We start from the raw sequence: 16,148 nt of genomic DNA, 5'->3' as shown, positions 1-16,148 counted from the left end.
GCCCCACCCGGCGCGCGGCCCCTCGATCAGCGCCCACAGCAGCCCGCCCAGCCCGGCGGCCAGCAGGCCGGTGCCGCCGGGGTCCAGCGGGCGCGGGTCCGGGTCGCGCGACTCGCGCACCGCGCGGGCCGCGACGGCGAGCGCGGCCAGCCCGACCGGGACGTTCAGCAGGAACAGCGCCCGCCAGCCGAACGCCTCGGTGAGCACGCCGCCGACCAGCGGCCCGGTCACGCTCGCCGCCCCGGCCGCCGCCGCGAGGACGGCCAGGGCGCGGTTGCGTTCGGGTCCGGGCGGGTGGAGCGCGGCCAGCAGCGGCGACGCGGTCCCGTAGAGCAGGGCCGCGCCCGCGCCCTGGACCGCGCGCAACGCGTCCAGCACCGGCGCGGAGGGCGCCAGGGCGCAGGCCAGCGAGGCGGCGGTGAAGACCGTCAGACCGGCCAGCAGGAAGCGGCGGCGGCCGAACCGGTCGGCCAGGGCCCCGGCGGGCAGCAGCAGGACCGCCAGCGTCAGGGCGTAGGCGTCCACGGCCCACTGGGCCTCCGCCAGCCCGGCGTCCAGGTCGCGGCGCAGGGCGGGCAGGGCGACGTTCACGCCGATCAGGTCGAGGACGAGCAGGTAGCCGGTGACGGTGACGACCGCCAGGGTCCACCGGGGGGACATGGGACCTCACTTGGTATACAGCGTATATATACGTCGTATATTAAGCGGTAGGCTGGACGGGTGACCACCCCCGCCCCGCGCGGCCGGGGCACCCGCGGCCTGACCCGCGACGAGGTGCTCGACGCCGCCCTCGACCTCGCCGAGGAGCGCGGCCTGTCCGCCGTCGGCGTCCGCGCCGTCGCCTCCCGCCTCGGCGTGACCCCGATGGCGCTCTACCGCTACGTCGGCGACAAGGACGGGCTGCTGGACGGCCTGGTCGAGCGGCTGATGCGCGAGATGCCCGAGGACGACCCGGACCTGCCCTGGCAGGACCGGATGCGCGCGTTCGCCGCGGGCGTCCGGCAGGTCGCGCGCCGCCACCCCGCGCTGTTCCCGCTGCTGTTCACCCGCCCGACCGTCGGCCCCGAGGCGCGCCGCCCCCGCGACGCGGTGCAGGACATGCTGCGCGCGGCGGGCGTCCCCGAGGAGGTCGTCCCGCCGCTGCAACGGCTGCTGGACACCGTCGGCATGGGCCTGGCCGCCTCCGAGGCGGGCGGGCGCTTCACCGCCACCCCCGAGGAGATCGACCGGGTCCACGCCCTGGCCGAGGAGATCTTCCTCGACGCGATCGAGCGCTACGCCGCCCGCTGACCGCTCCCCGGTCAGGACCCCGGGACGTCACCGGCTTGTCAAAAATATGTAGACCAGTCTACTTTCACATCATGCGCATCCATCACCTCAACTGCGGCTCACTGACGACGATCGAACGGGTGGAGGGCGGCGACGCCCGGCACGTCGTCTGCCACTGCCTGCTGATCGAGACCGACGCCGGGCTGGCACTGGTCGACTCCGGCCTCGGCACCCACGACATCGCCCGCCCCGGCGAGCGCCTCGGCGCCGACTGGGTCACCTACGCCGGTCCCGTGCTGGACCCCGCCGAGACCGCGCTGCGGCAGGTCCGGCGGCTCGGCCACTCCCCCTCCGACGTGCGGCACATCATCCTCACCCACGCCCACAACGACCACATGGGCGGCCTGTCGGACTTCCCGGAGGCGACCGTCCACCTGCACCGGACCGAGCACGCGACGCTCGACCCGGACGACGCGCAGCTCGCCCACGGGCCGCGCTGGAGCACCTACGGCGACGGCGGCGACGAGTGGTTCGGGTTCGCGGGCGCACGGCCCCTGCCGGGGCTGCCGCCGGAGATCGTGGTGTTCCCGCTCGGCGGCCACACGCCCGGCCACGCCGGGGTCGCGGTGAACGCCGGGGACCGCTGGCTGCTGCACGCGGGCGACACGTACTTCTACCACGGCGAGATCGACCGGCCCGAGCCGGTGACGCACCCGCTGATGCAGCTCGTCCAGGACGGCGGCGAGACCGACCGCGCCCTGCGCCTGGACAACGTCGCGCGCCTCCGCGAACTGGCGCGCACGCGCGGCGACGAGGTCGAGGTGTTCAGCGCCCACGACCCGTGGGAGTTCGGCCGCCTGAGCTCAGTCTCCTGAGCTGAGGCGGTGGGCGAGGGCCGTGTGGCGGCGGCCCTGGCCCGTCGTGCGGACGGCGGCGGCCAGCGCGCGGCGGGAGCCGACCAGGACGACCAGCTTCTTGGCGCGGGTGATGCCGGTGTAGAGCAGGTTGCGCTGCAACATCATCCAGGAGCTGGTCGTCAGCGGCAGCACCACCGCCGGGTACTCGCTGCCCTGCGAGCGGTGGATCGTGATGGCGTAGGCGTGGGCGAGCTCGTCCAGCTCGTCGAAGGCGTAGTCGATGTCCTCGTCCTCGTCGGTGCGGACCGTGAGGGTGTGCTCCTCCAGGGAGACGGCGGTGACGACGCCGACGGTGCCGTTGAACACCCCGGCCTCGCCCTTGTCGTAGTTGTTGCGGAGCTGGGTGACCTTGTCGCCGACCCGGAAGACGCGCCCGCCGTAGCGGCGTTCGGGCTTCCTCTCGTCGTGCGGGGTCAGCGCGTCCTGGAGCATCTGGTTCAGCGTGCCCGCCCCGGCCGCGCCCCGGTGCATCGGCGTGAGGACCTGCACGTCGCGGCGCGCGTCCAGGCCGAACTTGCGGGGGATGCGGTGGGCGACGACGTCCACGGTGAGGGTGGCGGTCTCCTCGGGCTCGTCGCAGGGGAACAGGAAGAAGTCGGGGTAGCCGTGGGTGTGCGGGTGCTCGCCGCTGTTGACGCGGTGGGCGTTGACGACGATCCCGGACCGCTGGGCCTGCCGGAAGATCCTCGTGAGCCGGACGCGCGGGATGACCTCGGCGTTCAGCAGGTCGGCCAGCACCTCGCCCGCGCCGACCGACGGCAGCTGGTCCACGTCGCCGACCAGCAGCAGGTGCGCGCCGCGCGGGACGGCCTTGACCAGCTTGTTGGCCAGGATCAGGTCGACCATGGAGCTCTCGTCCACCACGACCAGGTCGGCGTCCAGCGGCTCGTCCTGGTCGTAGCGGGCGTCGCCGCCGGGCTGGAGCTGGAGCAGGCGGTGCACGGTGGACGCCTCGTGGCCGGTCAGCTCGGCCAGCCGCTTGGCGGCGCGGCCGGTCGGCGCCACCAGCACGATCTTGGCGTTCTTCGCGGCGGCCAGCTCCACGATGGACCGGACGGTGAAGCTCTTGCCGCAGCCGGGGCCGCCGGTCAGGACCGCGACCCGGGAGGTGAGCGCGAGCCGCACGGCCTGCTCCTGCTCGGGGGCCAGCTCCACGCCGGTGCGCTGCCGCAGCCAGCCGAGCGCCCGGTCCCAGTCGACGTCGGCGAACGCCTTGAGCCGGTCGTGCCCGGCCTCCAGCAGCTCGCGCAGGCCGCGCGCCAGGGAGCGTTCGGCGCGGTGGAACGGCACCAGGTACACCGCCGGGATGTCGGCGGCGTCCTCGCCCGCGCCGGGGATGCGCTCGCGGACCACGCCCTCCTCGGCGACCAGCTCGTCCAGGGCGGGGCCGATCAGCTCGCGCGGCACGCCGAGGATCTTCTCCGCCGCCGTGACCAGGTTCGGCTCGGGCATGAAGCAGTGGCCGTTGTCGGCGCCCTCCGACAGGGTGTACTGGAGCCCGGCCTTGATCCGCTCGGGGCTGTCGTGCGGGATGCCGACCGCCTGGGCGATGGTGTCGGCGGTCTTGAAGCCGATGCCCCACACGTCGGAGGCCAGTTTGTACGGCTCGCGCCGGACGGTGTCGATCGAGGCGTCGCCGTACTGCTTGTAGATCCGCACCGCCAGGGAGGTGGAGACCCCGACGCCCTGCAGGAAGACCATCACCTCCTTGATGGCCTTCTGCTCCTCCCAGGCGTCGGCGATGCGCTTGACGCGCTTGCGGCCGAGGCCGCGCACCTCGTTGAGGCGCTCGGGCTCCTCCTCGATGACCCGCAGGATGTCGGTGCCGAAGTGCTCGACCATCCGGTCGGCCATCACCGGCCCGATCCCCTTGATCATCCCGGAGCCCAGGTACCGCCGCAGGCCCTGCACGGTCGCGGGCAGCACGGTGCTGTAGGAGTCCACCTCGAACTGCTTGCCGTAGCGGGGGTGCGACCGCCACCGGCCGGTCAGCCGCAGGCTCTCCCCCACCTGCGCGCCCAGCAGCGCGCCCACCACCGTCAGCAGGTCGCCGGCCGGGCCGGTGCGGTCGGTGGCCACGCGCGCGACGGTGTAGCCGGTGTCCTCGTTGGCGTAGGTGATCCTCTCCAGGACCGCCTCCAGCACCACCGGCCGGGGAGGGTCAGGCGCCGCGCTCGTCACGTGCCCAGGATGCCCGACCCCACCGACACTCCGGTAACCGCGCCCGGACGGGCCGGTGGCCGCATCCGGCAGATGATCTAGATCTCGCGGTGATCGCGGCGTACGTTCCGGGAGGCCCATCCGTACCGCGAGTACCGAGAGGTGTCGCTGGTGTTCCGCTCCCGATTCCTGACACTGGCCACGGGCTTCGCCACCGCCGCCACGCTGGTCGCCGCGCCCCCGGCGGCCGCGGCCCCCGCCACCGACAACGCTCCCATCGCCGGGTTCACGCCGCGCAACGCCACGCTGCAACGGAAGCTGGAGAAGGCGTTCGGCGCCGTCCCGACCGCGTCCAAGGCACGCGCCCTGGACCGGGAACTGGCCTCCGAACCCGGCCTGGCCGCCACCACCGGCGACCGGCGGCGCGTCGACCGCATCGTGCGCGAGCTGCGCTCCTACGGCCTCAAGCCCGAGGTGAGGACCTACTACACGTACCTGTCGCAGCCGAGGCGCATCAAGGTCGAGATGACCGCGCCGAGGCGGGTGGACCTGCCGGTCAAGGAACGGCGGCGCCCCTGGCAGAAGGACTTCCAGCACGTCATCCCCGGCCACAACGGAATGTCGCCCGACGGCCGCGTCGAGGGCGAGGTCGTCTACGCCAACTACGGGCGCCCCGAGGACTTCGCGCTGCTGGAGAAGAGCGGGATCTCCGTCAAGGGCAAGATCGTGCTGGCCCGGTACGGCGCGGTGTTCCGCGGCGTCAAGCCGCGCGAGGCCGCCCGGCGCGGCGCGCGGGGCGTGCTGATCTACTCCGATCCCGCCGACGACGGGTTCACCCGGGGCAAGGTGTACCCGGAGGGGCCGTGGCGCGCCGCCGACGGCATCCAGCGCGGCAGCGTCGCGCAGATCATGTACGCGGCCGGCGACCCGCTCACGCCCGGCTGGCCCGCCACCCGGGACGCCCGGCGGATCAGGCCCGAGCAGTCGGTGATGCTCCGGGGCCTGGTGCCCACCGCGCCGATCTCCTACGGGGCCGCCGAGCCGCTGCTGCGCTCCCTCAAGGGCGCGCAGGCGCCCAGGGAGTGGCAGGGCGGGCTCAAGCTCCCGTACCGGTTCGGGCCCGGCGGCACGCGCGTCCACCTGGACCTGAGGAACGACTACCGGGTCCGTCCCATCTGGAACGTCATCGTCCGTGTCCCCGGCGCCGAACGCCCCGACCAGGAGGTCATCGTCGGCGCCCACCACGACTCCTGGACCTACGGCAGCGTCGACAACCTGTCGGGCACCGAGAACATCCTGCAGATCGGCCGCGGCCTCGGCGCGCTGCTGAAGAAGGGCTGGAAGCCCCGGCGGTCGATCGTGCTGGCCACCTGGGACGGCGAGGAGTACGGCCTCTACGGCTCCAGCGAGTACGCCGAGGACCGCGACCGGCTCCTCCGCAACGCCGTCGCCTACATCAACATGGACGGCGCGGGCGGCTCGGACTTCGGCGCGCAGGCCACCCCCGCCCTCGACCGGTTCGTCACCGACGTGACCAGGGAGGTCCGCTGGCCCGGCACCACCGGAACGGCCTACGACGACTGGAAGCGCAAGAACCGGGGGACGACCCCGATCAGCCGCATCGGCGGCGGCTCGGACTTCCAGGCGTTCTTCCAGCGGTACGGCGTCCCGGCGATGGACCTGGGCTCCTCCAGCCCCGGCACCGCGGGCGGCTACCACTGCGCCTGCGACGACTTCCACTGGACCTCGCGCTTCGGCGACCCGACGTTCGAGTACCACGCGGCCATGTCGCGGCTGGTCGGCATCGCGGCGCTGCGGCTGGCCAACGCCGACGTCGCGCCGCTGCGCTACCAGTCGTACGCGGCCGAGACCGTGACGTACCTGAACGACTTCACCGCCGCGCAGCGGAAGAAGTACGGCCGGGTCGTGGTGGACGTGTCGCGCGACGTGCGGCAGGCGCGGGCGTGGCAGCGGGCCGCCGAGGCGTTGCAGGCCCGTGCCGACGCCGCGCTGAAGGCCGGGGACACCGCCGCGTTCCGCCGCCTCAACGACAAGATCATGCAGACGGAGCGGGACCTGCTGACCGCCGCCGGGCTGCCCCGGAGGCCCTGGTACCGGCACCAGATGTACGCGCCCGGCATCGACACCGGGTACGCCACGCAGCGGCTGCCCGCCCTGAACGACGCGCTGTTCCAGTTCGGCGACCCGGCGCTGGCCAGGAGGTACGAGGCCGAGCTCTACCGCGGCCTCCGGGCCGCGACCCGCACCCTCACCCCCTGACCGGGTGACCGGGCGTCACCCTCGCCGCGCGGCCCCGGCCATCGCGGCGAGGGTGGCGCGCGCGTCGTGCCGGGGCGTCCAGCCCAGCTCGCGGCGCGCCCTGCCGGTGTCCATGACCATCGAGTGCTTGGCGCCGTGGATCCACTCGGCCTGCGCGGGCAGGTACGGCAGCAGATCGACCACCCCGGCGGCGAGCCCCACCAGCCGCCCCGGCACCGGCAGCGCGTACGCGCCGACCGCCCGCGCCACGTCGGAGACGGTGATCTCGCCGTCCCCGGCCAGGTTGTAGGCGCCGGGCGGGCCGTCGCCGTTGACGGCGGCGTCCACGGCGCTCGCCACGTCGTCGTGGTGGACGAGCTGGAAGGCGCGGCCGGGGTCGGGCAGCACCGGCCGCAGCCCCGGCACCAGCCCCAGCGCCCGGCGGACCGGCTCGGGCACGTACCGGGCGACCTGCTCCCACGGCAGGCTGCGCAGCATCACCGTCGCCTCGGGACCGGCCACGACGCACGGCCGCAGCACGTACACCTCCAGGCCGGAGCCGTCGGCGACCTCGGCGAGGATCCGTTCGCAGGCGGCCTTCTGCCGCGAGTAGTAGTGCTCGTCCGAGCCGCGCGGCGGAACGTCCTCGGTGATCGGGACGGGCGTGTCGGGGTGGTACCCGTAGGCGGCGACCGACGAGGTGTAGACGAGGCGGCGGGGCCGTCGCGCGGCGACGGCCGCCTCGAACACGTTCCGCGTCCCGGCCAGGTTGACCCGCTCGCTCTCGCTCCGCGACCCCATGATGACGTAGGCGAGGTGGACCACGACGTCGGCGTCCGCGACCAGCGCGTCCACCGCGGCCCGGTCCACGATGTCGCCCTGCCGGTAGGCGGTCTTCTTCCAGCCGTGCGAGGCGGGGTCGAACGGGCGGCGCGCCATCCCGAGCACCCGCTCCACGCGGTCGTCGTCCTCCAGGGCGGCCACCGCCGCCATGCCGATCTCTCCGGTGGGTCCGGTCACCGCGACCGTCAGGCCCATGGCGGTCTCCCGAGATGTCAGGGGGCTGGACGATCCGGGGTGGTACCCGCCGAGACCTCCAGCACACCCGTCTCGGTGACCAGCGCGGTGACCAGGCGCGCCGGGGTGACGTCGAACGCCGGGTTGAACGCCCGCGCCCCCGGCGGCGCGACCGGCGCCCCGCCCCAGGCCAGGACCTCGTCGGCGGCACGCTCCTCGATCGGGATCGCCGCGCCGTCGGGGGTGGCCAGGTCCACGGTGCTCCACGGCGCGGCCACCACGAACGGGATCCCGGCCGCCGCGCAGGCCAGCGCGACGCCGACCGACCCGACCTTGTTGGCGGTGTCGCCGTTGGCGGCGACCCGGTCCGCCCCGATGACCGCCACGTCCACCAGCCCGCGCAGCACCGCGCCCGCCGCCGCCCCGTCGGCCTGGACCAGGTAGGGGATGCCCGCCTGCTCCAGCTCCCAGGCGGTGAGCCGCGAGCCCTGCAACAGCGGGCGGGTCTCGTCGGCATAGACGATCTCCAGCCGGTCGCGGGCGTGCAGCTCGCGGACGATCCCGAGCGCGGTCCCCCATCCGGCGGTCGCCAGCGCCCCGGTGTTGCAGTGGGTGAGCACGCGCAGCGGCCGGTCGCCCACCCGGTCCAGCAGCCAGTCCGCGCCGTGCGCGCCGATCGCGCGGTTGCCGCGCACGTCCTCCTCCAGCAGGGCCCGCGCCTCGGCGACCACGGCGTCCAGGCCCTTGGCCACCAGCGGCCGGACCCGGTCCACGCCCGCCGCCAGGTTCACGGCGGTCGGGCGGGCCTCGCGCACCCGTGTGATCGCCGCGTCCAGCGTCGCGTCGTCCCAGCCCTCGGCGGCGGCCTGCTGCATCGCGACCGCGACGCCGAACGCGCCCGCCACGCCGAGCGCGGGCGCGCCCCGCACCGCCAGCCGGACGATGGCGTCGACGAGCCCGTCCACGTCCCGCACATCCAGGGGGACGACCCTGCCCGGCAGCGCCGTCTGGTCGATCAGCCGCAGCCCGTCCCCGGTCCACTCCACCGCCCGAATGTCCGCCATCCGAGCAGGATATGCCGGTCGGCCCCGCCGGTCAGGCGCCGCCGAACCGGCCGCCCGGCGGGACCTTGCGCTCCGCCATCAGCTCCGAGACCGTCACGAACGTGTAGCCCTTGGCCGCCAGCCGTTCCAGGATCTCGGGCACCGCGTCCACCGTCGTCCGGTGGATGTCGTGCATCAGGATCACCGCGCCGGGACGCGCGCGGCGCACCGCCCGGTCGGCGACGACCTTCGCGTCGCGGTCGCGCCAGTCGTTGGTGTCGACGCTCCACAGGACCTGCCGCAGCCCCAGCGAACGCGTCACGCCCGCGACGGTGCCGTTGGTCGCGCCGTAGGGGGGCCGCAGGAGCGTCGGCGCGGCGCCGATCGCCGACCGCACGATCTCCTGGGTGCGCTGGACGTCGGAGTTGACCTGCACGGCGGTGAGGCGGCTCAGGTCGCGGTGGCTCTGGGTGTGGTTGCCGATCTCGTGGCCCTCGGCGTGCTCGCGGCGCAGCAGGTCGGCGTGGGCGTCGGCGTTGGTGCCGACCACGAAGAACGTGGCGCGCGCCCGGGCGGCGCGGAGCGTGTCCAGCAGCCGCCCGGTGGCGGGGCCGGGGCCGTCGTCGAAGGTCAGCGCGATGCACTTGGCCGTCGCGCAGTCGGTGCGGCCGGGCGGGACGGTGGCGTTCGGGGTGGCGCCCGGGGTGGCCGTCGGGCTCGGGGTGGCCGATCCGCCGAGCGCCAGCCTCGGGCGGGGCGCCATCGCGGCCGTGTACGCGCGCCTGCCGAACTCCGACAGCAGCGGCGCGTAGTCCGCGTGTTCCAGCACGACCGCGACCCGCCCCGACGAGCCGGGCGCGACGGTGTTGTCGCTGAACTCCACCACCATGTCGCCGACGTCGTTGAACCCCAGCGACGTGAACGTGTCGGCCCCGGCGGTGACGCGCGCCGGGTCCCCCTTGCCGCCCAGCCGCGCGCGGACGCGCTCGGCCAGCCCCGCCAGGCCGTCGCCCGCGCGCAGCAGGTCGGCCGAGGGCCGGACCTCGCCGGTCCGCCCGTCGTACCACAGGGTGCGCCGCGCCTCCCCGGCCGAGGCCCCGGCGGACTCGGCGAACACCAGCCGCACGCCGACGACGTCGCCGGACGCGGCGGCCAGGGACCACTGGACGTTGAGCTCGGGCACCGCGCCCGGCGTCCGGTCCTCGGTGTCGGCCAGGAACGGCCGGATGCGCTCGTCGGCGGCGGCGGCCAGCGCGGCGGTCAGCCGGTCCGCACCGGGGATCCTCGGCCAGGCGGCGTACAGGTGGCGGCGCCCGTCCTGCTCGTTGCGGGTCGCCACCGACAGGCCGGGGACCGTGCCGGGATCGACGACGTGCACCGCCGTGGAGTCGGCCACCGGCCGGACCCGCTGCCCGGGGCCGCCCCCGCAGCCCGCCAGCAGCGCGGCCGAGGCCAGCACGGCCGTCCCGCGCAACGCCCAGCCCCGTCCGAGGGCCGCCGCCTCTCCCCGTGCCCGACGCCGTGTCCCGACGAACAAAGAACGCACCCCCATGTGTTCCGGTGGACCGGGCCCCCGGCCCGGAGATCGGTTCGCAGCGTATGCCGGAGATCGTCAGGAAATGCCGTAACACATGGGGCATAGCGGACTTTTCCCTTTATCGGGGGAGGCGTTGGGCGGTGCTTTAACTTTCCTTGACTTCGGCGGGGCCGCTCTGGCGGCGGCGGCGCGGCTCGTGCCATCGTGAGACACGACGGGACCACGGGCCCTCCGGCGGCCCGACATCCGACGGCCCGGGTCGAGAGGTGACGCCCCATGACCAGCCCAGGCGCGCGTCCGGCCGACGGTTCCCCACGGGACCTGCGGCCGGGCGACCCCACGCGGGTGGGGCGCTTCACCCTGGAGGCGCGCATCGGCGAGGGCGGCATGGGCGCGGTCTACCTGGGCCGCTCCCCCGAGGGCCGGCCCGTCGCGGTGAAGGTCGTCCGCCCCGACCTGGCCGACGACCGCCGGTTCCTGGACCGCTTCCACGACGAGGCCCGCAACGCCCAGCGCGTCGCGTCGTTCTGCACCGCGCAGGTCCTGGACCACGGCGAGGACCTCGGCCTGGCCTACATGGTCACCGAGTACATCGAGGGGCCGTCGCTGCTGGAGTACGTCAGCGGGAACGGCCCGCTCCAGCCGGGCATGCTGCACGGCGTCGCGGTCGGCGTGGCCGCCGCGCTGGTGGCCATCCACTCCGCCGGGCTCGTGCACCGCGACCTCAAGCCCAGCAACGTGCTGCTGTCGATCACCGGTCCGCGGGTCATCGACTTCGGCATCGCCCGCGCGCTGGACGAGGCGTCGGCGCACACCCGCACCGGCCAGGTGGTCGGCACCCCCGGCTACATCGCCCCCGAGCAGGTCACCGCGCAGGAGACCACCCCGGCGGCCGACCTGTTCGCCTGGGGCTGCCTGGTCGCGTTCGCCGCCAACGGGCGCAACCCGTTCGGCACGGGCCCGTTCCACCTCATGATGGCCCGCGTCGTGCACGCCGACCCCGAACTGGGCGCGCTCACCGAGCCCCTGGCCGGGCTGGTCCGCCAGGTCCTCGACAAGGATCCGCGCCGCCGTCCCACCGCGCGCGACCTGCTGCTGTCGCTGGTCGGCGGGTCCAGCGAGGAGGCCGTGAACACCACGCTCGGCTCGCTCGGCCCCGCCTGGGTGGCCCCGCTCCAGCCCGAACCGGCCGCCCCGCCGCCACCGCCCGCCGCACCCGAGTCCCGGCCCGAGCCCGAACCGGAGCCGGAACCCGCGCCGGAACCCGCGCCGGAGCCGCGGCCCCGGCCGGAACCCCGCTCGGAACCCTGGCCGGAACCCCGGTCGCAGCCCGTGCCCGAGCCGCCGACCGGCCCGCTCGCCTCGCCCCCGACCGGCACCCCGCTCCCCCACGCCACCGTTCCCTCCGCCCCTCTCGCCTCGGTCCCCTCCCCCTCCACCCAGGAGACCGTCGCCGAGACGCCCACCGTCGCCCGGCGCCGGAGCCCCCGGCGCGGCGGCGCCATGGCGGCGGTCGCCGCCGCGGCGCTGGTCGCGGCCGTGACCGGCGGCGTGTTCGCGCTCGACCGGCTCACCGGCTCCTCCGGCCGCCCGGACGCCGGCGGCCAGGCGGGATCGCCGCGGACCGGCGGGGCCGTCGCCACCCTGGCGGGCGGCGTCCCGACCACGCCGATGATGGTGCGCATCGACACCGAGCAGACCTGGACCAAGGGCGAGTGCCGCAGCGACATCGGCCGGTTCACCCCCGGCGCGGCCCGGCCCGAGACGCTGGTCGGCGGGGACACCTGCGACTCGCTGCCCGAGCAGTCGCACGACCGCTCGCGGATCGCGTTCACCCGCTCGCTCGGCGGCGGCCGCACCGCGGCGATGCTGGTCGGGGCCGGCGGCGGCACCCCCACCATGGTCACCGACCGGCTGTCGGGCGGCCGGGTGTCCTGGTCCCCCGACGACGGCCGGCTGGCGTTCGTCGGGAAGGTGGACGGCGTCGCGCAGATCTTCACCGTGCCGGTCGGCGGCGGGACGCCCCGGCAGCTCACCCGCGACACCGCCGCCAAGGACGACCCCATGTGGTCCCCGCAGGGCCGGATCGTCTTCTGGAGCAAGCGCGACGGCGTCGAGCAGCTCTACACCCTCGACCCGAAGCGCCCCGACGACCCCTGGAAGCGGATCACCGACGACGGCGTGCGCTCCGTGGACCCCGAGTGGTCGCCCGACGGCACGCGGATCGCCTACACGCGCGGCCCCTACCCCGACAGCGACATCTGGGTGGTCGGCGCCGACGGCGGCACGCCCCGCCCGCTGGTGCGGGGCGAGGGCCACGACATGGACGCCGCCTGGTCGCGCGACGGCCGGTGGCTGTCCTACGTGCGGGGCCCCTACGACAAGCCGGAGCTGCGGGTCATCCGCACCGACGGCGAGGAGGACCGGAAGCTGACCCCGAGCGGCTACACGATCGCCCACCCCAACTGGTGAGCCGCGCCGCCGTCCTCAGGCGCCGAGGGTGTCCAGCCGCCGCAGGATCACGCCCTCCCGCAGCGCCCACGGGCAGACCTCCAGCTCGGGCAGCCCGAACAGGTCCATCGCGGCGTCGGCGACGATCGCCCCGGCGGGCAGCTGCGGAACGCGGCGCTCCGACACCCCGGGCAGCTCGGCCCGTTCCTCCGGGGACATCCGCGGCAGCTTCTCGGCCAGCTCGGTCAGGCCCGGGTGCCGCAGCACGCGCCGCACGAACGGGCCCTCCGTCGACGCCGCCGCCCCGGCGATCCGCGCCAGCTGCTTGAACGTCTTCGACGTCGCCACCGCGTGGTCGGGCGCGCCGTAGCGGGACACCTCCCCCACGTGCCGGGCGATCTCGGCGCGCACGTGCTTGCGCAGCTTGCGCACCTCCTCGGGCGGCACCGGGTCGGCGGAGAACCAGTCGCGGGTCAGGCGGCCGGCGCCCAGCGGCAGCGAGATCGCCGCGTCGGGCTCCTCGTCGATCCCGGAGGCGACCTCCAGCGAGCCGCCGCCGATGTCCACCACCAGCAGCCGCCCCGACGACCAGCCGAACCAGCGCCGCACCGCCAGGAACGTCAGCCGCGCCTCGTCGGCGCCCGACAGCGCGCTGATGTCCACGCCCATGTCCTCGCGGAGGCGGGTGAGGACCTCCTCGCCGTTGGCGGCGTCGCGCACCGCCGAGGTCGCGAACGCGACCAGGTCCTCCACGCCCTTGTCCTCGGCGATCTGCAGGGCCTCGGCGACGAACGCGGTCAGCTTCGCCTCGCCCTCGGACGACAGCCGGTCGTCGTCGTCCAGATGGGCCGCCAGCCGCAGCTCCTCCTTGTGGGAGAACGCGGGCAGCGGGCGCGCCCCCCGATGGGCGTCCACCACCAGCAGGTGCACCGTGTTCGAGCCCACGTCAAGCACGCCGAGTCGCATGGCCATGACGGTAGCGGACCCGGAGCGAATCGGGGTCAGCCGCCCTTTCCCTCCGAAAGGGTGTCCACGGCTATCGCGACCGCCAGCGCCAGCGGCACGTCGGCGCCCTCGGCCACCTCCACGGCGTAGGTGTCGCGCAGCCCGACCTGCACCCATTTGCGGGAGATGACCGCGACGGTGCCCTCCTCGGCGGCGACGGTGTACTCCTTACGGAACACGTTGCCGGTGACGGACCACTCACCGCCCTCGGCCAGCTCCACGGTGAACCGGTCGCGCGGAAGGCTGATCAGGTGCTTGCGGACGGTGGCGGCGGGCCGCCCGCCGCGTTCGACGGTCATGGTGTCACGGATGCCGAGCATCCTGCGGCGCACCACGGCCAGCACCTCGCCGTCGGGCGACCTCAGCTCGAACGTCCGCCGGACGCGCAGCGCCTTGCCGTCCACCAGGAACGCGTGCCGTCCGTCCTCGTCCTCGATCCAGGAGTCGTCCCCGATCCCCATGATCCTGCTGCGCACGGTGAACCTCATGCGGCCACTCCATCCGATCGCGGCGCCGCGCGCCAGGCCCGGATACGCTCGCGGACGTGAACGAACAGACGGGGGCGGGGGTCCGGTGGCGGGTGCCGCCGCAGCAGGTGGCCGTCAAGTGGCTGGCGTGCGCGGCGTTCGTCGCGCTGGCGGCGCTGTCGTCGGGCGACCCGCAGCGGATGCTGCTGGCCGGGGCCGCCGCCGTCGGCGCGGGGGCGTTGGCGCTGCGCGACGTGCTGGCGCCGGTGCGGGTGGCCGCCGACGCCGAGGGTGTGACGCTGGTCACCGGGTACGCGACGCGGCGGCGCGTGCCGTGGGGCGAGGTGACCGCGGTGCGGGTGGACGAGCGCAGGCGGCTGCTGACCACCACGCGGCTGCTGGAGATCGAGACCGGCGGCACGGCCGACGGCACCGAGGACGATCACGACGTGTACCTGTTCAGCCGGTTCGACCTGGGGGTCGATGTGGCGGACGCCGCCGCCGGGCTGGAGCGGCTGCGGGAGGCGGCGCGCTGACCCGGGGTGGCGCTCGAAGTTAGGGCGACCTAACATCGAGATCCGACCCGACCGCCCGCAGCACCGACCCGGAACGAGGAAGCCCGCCTCATGATCGATTTCTTCCGCGGACTGCCGCTGTGGCTGGGCGTCTCGGTCGCCGTCGCGATCATCTTCGTGCGCGGGATGGTCTACTACTGGATCGGCCGCGCGGTGGGACCGCGGATTTATACGTCCAAGCTCGGCCGCCGGATCGGCGAGGGACGGCTGCGCCGGGTCGAGGCGATGGTGGCCCGGCGCGGCGTCCTGGCGATCGTCGGGGCGCACTGGGTCGCCGGGATCCGGCACGCCATCCCGATCTGCGCCGGGGTGACGCGGATGCCGCTGCCCCGCTTCATGCTCGGCTCGGTGATCGGGGCGGCGCTGTGGACGCCGCCGTGGATCGTCGGCGGGTACGCGGTCGTGTGGGGCTGGCTGAAGGTGTTCCGCGAGTCGCCGCCGGCCGCCGCGGCGCTGGTCGTGGCCGTGGCGGCGCTGGTCACCGGGCTGGTGGTCCTCCGGCGGCGCCGCCGGGGCGGCGCGCCGGAGGAGACCGTCGCGCAGGATCAGCCGGGCAGCTCGTCCACGCCGGTCGGATAGGAGCTCTGCGCCCCCGCCTTCCGGACGGCCGCCGCGCCGACCCGCACCGCGAACCGCGCCGCCGTCACCAGGTCGTCGCCGCGCGCCAGCCGCAGGCACAGGGCGGCGGTGAACGCGTCCCCGGCCCCGGTGGTGTCCACCGGGTTCACCTTCGGCGAGGGGACCACCCGGATCTCCTCGCCCGTGGCGACCAGCGCGCCGTCCGCGCCGAGCGTGATCACGACGGAGCGGGGGCCGCGTTCCCGCAGGGCCGCCGCGAGCGCCGCCGGGTCGTCCTCGGCGCTGTGGTCCGGCAGCAGGAACGCCGCCTCGTGCTCGTTCACCACCAGCGGGTCGCACAGTCCCAGCAGCTCGTCCGGGACCATCGCGGCCGGGGACAGGTTCAGCACGACCCGCGCCCCGCCCCCGGCGGCGGTCCGCGCCGCCGCCAGCACCGTCGGCCGCGGCACCTCCAGCTGGAACGACACCACCGTCGCGCCCGCGAGCAGGTCGCGGGCGGCGGCGACGTCGTCCTCCGACAGGTGGGCGTTGGCGCCCGGCGACACGATGATGGTGTTGTCGCCGTCCGGCCCGACCGTGATCAGCGCGACGCCGGTGGGGGCGTCGGTGACCAGCAGGTGCGCCAGGTCCACCCCGGCGTCGGCGAGCGAGCCGCGCAGCAGGTCGCCGTGCCCGTCGCCGCCGATCCGGCCGAGCAGCGCGACCCGGCCGCCGAGCCGGGCCGCCGCGACCGCCTGGTTGGCGCCCTTGCCGCCGGGGTGGGTGGCCAGGTCCGAGCCCAGCACGGTCTCCCCCGGACCGGGCCACCGGTCGACGCCGACCACCAGGTCCGCGTTGACCGAGCCGACCACGACCACTTCGTGTGACAC

14 protein-coding genes are annotated in these 16,148 nt (G+C 75.0%); 6 read left to right on the top strand and 8 right to left on the bottom strand.

What is annotated here, in order from left to right; translation table 11 throughout:
* The coding region (locus AKI01S_RS31190; protein ID WP_157420269.1) for an MFS transporter at positions 1-660 on the bottom strand (660 nt) is incomplete at its 3' end.
* Between the two features lie 60 nt (positions 661-720).
* On the opposite strand from AKI01S_RS31190, the gene AKI01S_RS31185 reads away from it, so the two are divergent.
* Positions 721-1,290 carry a TetR/AcrR family transcriptional regulator gene (locus tag AKI01S_RS31185; protein WP_218009884.1) on the top strand — a complete coding sequence of 190 codons (570 nt, stop codon included), beginning with the start codon at positions 721-723 and terminating at the stop codon, positions 1,288-1,290.
* Positions 1,291-1,361: 71 nt separating this feature from the next.
* A complete protein-coding gene (locus AKI01S_RS31180; protein WP_067825745.1) occupies positions 1,362-2,144 on the top strand; it encodes an MBL fold metallo-hydrolase in 783 nt (260 codons plus the stop codon).
* Here AKI01S_RS31180 and recD2 read toward each other — a convergent pair.
* Complete coding sequence (gene recD2, locus AKI01S_RS31175) at positions 2,133-4,367, bottom strand: SF1B family DNA helicase RecD2 (protein ID WP_067825743.1); 2,235 nt, start codon at positions 4,365-4,367, stop codon at positions 2,133-2,135. The genes AKI01S_RS31180 and recD2 overlap by 12 nt on opposite strands.
* Before the next feature lie 150 nt (positions 4,368-4,517).
* Here recD2 and AKI01S_RS31170 point away from each other — a divergent pair, with 150 nt between their 5' ends.
* Entirely contained in the window at positions 4,518-6,626 is a 2,109-nt protein-coding gene (locus AKI01S_RS31170) for a M28 family peptidase (protein ID WP_157420268.1), read from the top strand.
* Positions 6,627-6,641: 15 nt separating this feature from the next.
* Here AKI01S_RS31170 and AKI01S_RS31165 read toward each other — a convergent pair whose 3' ends face one another.
* Genes AKI01S_RS31165 through AKI01S_RS31155 form a run of 3 tightly spaced genes read right to left on the bottom strand, consistent with a single transcriptional unit; the run spans position 6,642 to position 10,139 of the window.
* Complete coding sequence (locus AKI01S_RS31165) at positions 6,642-7,643, bottom strand: NAD-dependent epimerase/dehydratase family protein (RefSeq protein WP_067825741.1); 1,002 nt, start codon at positions 7,641-7,643, stop codon at positions 6,642-6,644.
* 17 nt (positions 7,644-7,660) lie between these two features.
* Positions 7,661-8,686, bottom strand: coding sequence for an S-methyl-5-thioribose-1-phosphate isomerase (gene mtnA, locus AKI01S_RS31160; RefSeq protein WP_067825739.1), 1,026 nt, complete (start codon positions 8,684-8,686; stop codon positions 7,661-7,663).
* A gap of 31 nt (positions 8,687-8,717) precedes the next feature.
* A complete protein-coding gene (locus AKI01S_RS31155) occupies positions 8,718-10,139 on the bottom strand; it encodes a polysaccharide deacetylase family protein (protein ID WP_084000414.1) in 1,422 nt (473 codons plus the stop codon).
* A gap of 339 nt (positions 10,140-10,478) precedes the next feature.
* Between AKI01S_RS31155 and AKI01S_RS31150 the strand changes: the two genes are divergently transcribed.
* A complete protein-coding gene (locus AKI01S_RS31150; RefSeq protein ID WP_067825735.1) occupies positions 10,479-12,674 on the top strand; it encodes a protein kinase domain-containing protein in 2,196 nt (731 codons plus the stop codon).
* Positions 12,675-12,689: 15 nt separating this feature from the next.
* Here AKI01S_RS31150 and AKI01S_RS31145 read toward each other — a convergent pair whose 3' ends face one another.
* Positions 12,690-13,619: a Ppx/GppA family phosphatase gene (locus AKI01S_RS31145; RefSeq protein WP_067825757.1), complete on the bottom strand. Its 930-nt coding sequence runs from the start codon at positions 13,617-13,619 to the stop codon at positions 12,690-12,692.
* Between the two features lie 35 nt (positions 13,620-13,654).
* Positions 13,655-14,146, bottom strand: a complete 492-nt coding sequence (locus tag AKI01S_RS31140) for an LURP-one-related/scramblase family protein (protein ID WP_067825733.1) — start codon at positions 14,144-14,146, stop codon at positions 13,655-13,657.
* A 56-nt stretch (positions 14,147-14,202) separates the two neighbouring features.
* Between AKI01S_RS31140 and AKI01S_RS31135 the strand changes: the two genes are divergently transcribed.
* Together AKI01S_RS31135 and AKI01S_RS31130 are read left to right on the top strand one after the other, a co-directional pair.
* Positions 14,203-14,661, top strand: coding sequence for a PH domain-containing protein (locus tag AKI01S_RS31135; protein WP_245681854.1), 459 nt, complete (start codon positions 14,203-14,205; stop codon positions 14,659-14,661).
* 90 nt (positions 14,662-14,751) lie between these two features.
* Positions 14,752-15,279, top strand: coding sequence for a DedA family protein (locus AKI01S_RS31130; protein WP_067825729.1), 528 nt, complete (start codon positions 14,752-14,754; stop codon positions 15,277-15,279).
* Here AKI01S_RS31130 and AKI01S_RS31125 read toward each other — a convergent pair.
* Positions 15,246-16,148, bottom strand: coding sequence for a ribokinase (locus AKI01S_RS31125; RefSeq protein WP_067825727.1), 903 nt, complete (start codon positions 16,146-16,148; stop codon positions 15,246-15,248). The genes AKI01S_RS31130 and AKI01S_RS31125 overlap by 34 nt on opposite strands.

The sequence above is a fragment of the Actinomadura kijaniata NBRC 14229 genome (assembly GCF_001552175.1).
Taxonomy (GTDB): Bacteria; Actinomycetota; Actinomycetes; order Streptosporangiales; family Streptosporangiaceae; genus Spirillospora; species Spirillospora kijaniata.
Note: the sequence above shows the minus strand (reverse complement) of the source record. Positions and strands in the feature narration are given on the sequence as shown.

What these genes read in the sequence shown, in the direction of transcription:
- AKI01S_RS31180 (WP_067825745.1), top strand. Translation starts at nt 1,362, where the DNA reads ATGCGCATCCATCACCTCAACTGCGGCTCACTGACGACGATCGAACGG.
- AKI01S_RS31165 (WP_067825741.1), bottom strand. Translation starts at nt 7,643, where the DNA reads ATGGGCCTGACGGTCGCGGTGACCGGACCCACCGGAGAGATCGGCATG.
- mtnA (WP_067825739.1), bottom strand. Translation starts at nt 8,686, where the DNA reads ATGGCGGACATTCGGGCGGTGGAGTGGACCGGGGACGGGCTGCGGCTG.
- AKI01S_RS31150 (WP_067825735.1), top strand. Translation starts at nt 10,479, where the DNA reads ATGACCAGCCCAGGCGCGCGTCCGGCCGACGGTTCCCCACGGGACCTG.
- AKI01S_RS31145 (WP_067825757.1), bottom strand. Translation starts at nt 13,619, where the DNA reads ATGCGACTCGGCGTGCTTGACGTGGGCTCGAACACGGTGCACCTGCTG.
- AKI01S_RS31140 (WP_067825733.1), bottom strand. Translation starts at nt 14,146, where the DNA reads ATGAGGTTCACCGTGCGCAGCAGGATCATGGGGATCGGGGACGACTCC.
- AKI01S_RS31130 (WP_067825729.1), top strand. Translation starts at nt 14,752, where the DNA reads ATGATCGATTTCTTCCGCGGACTGCCGCTGTGGCTGGGCGTCTCGGTC.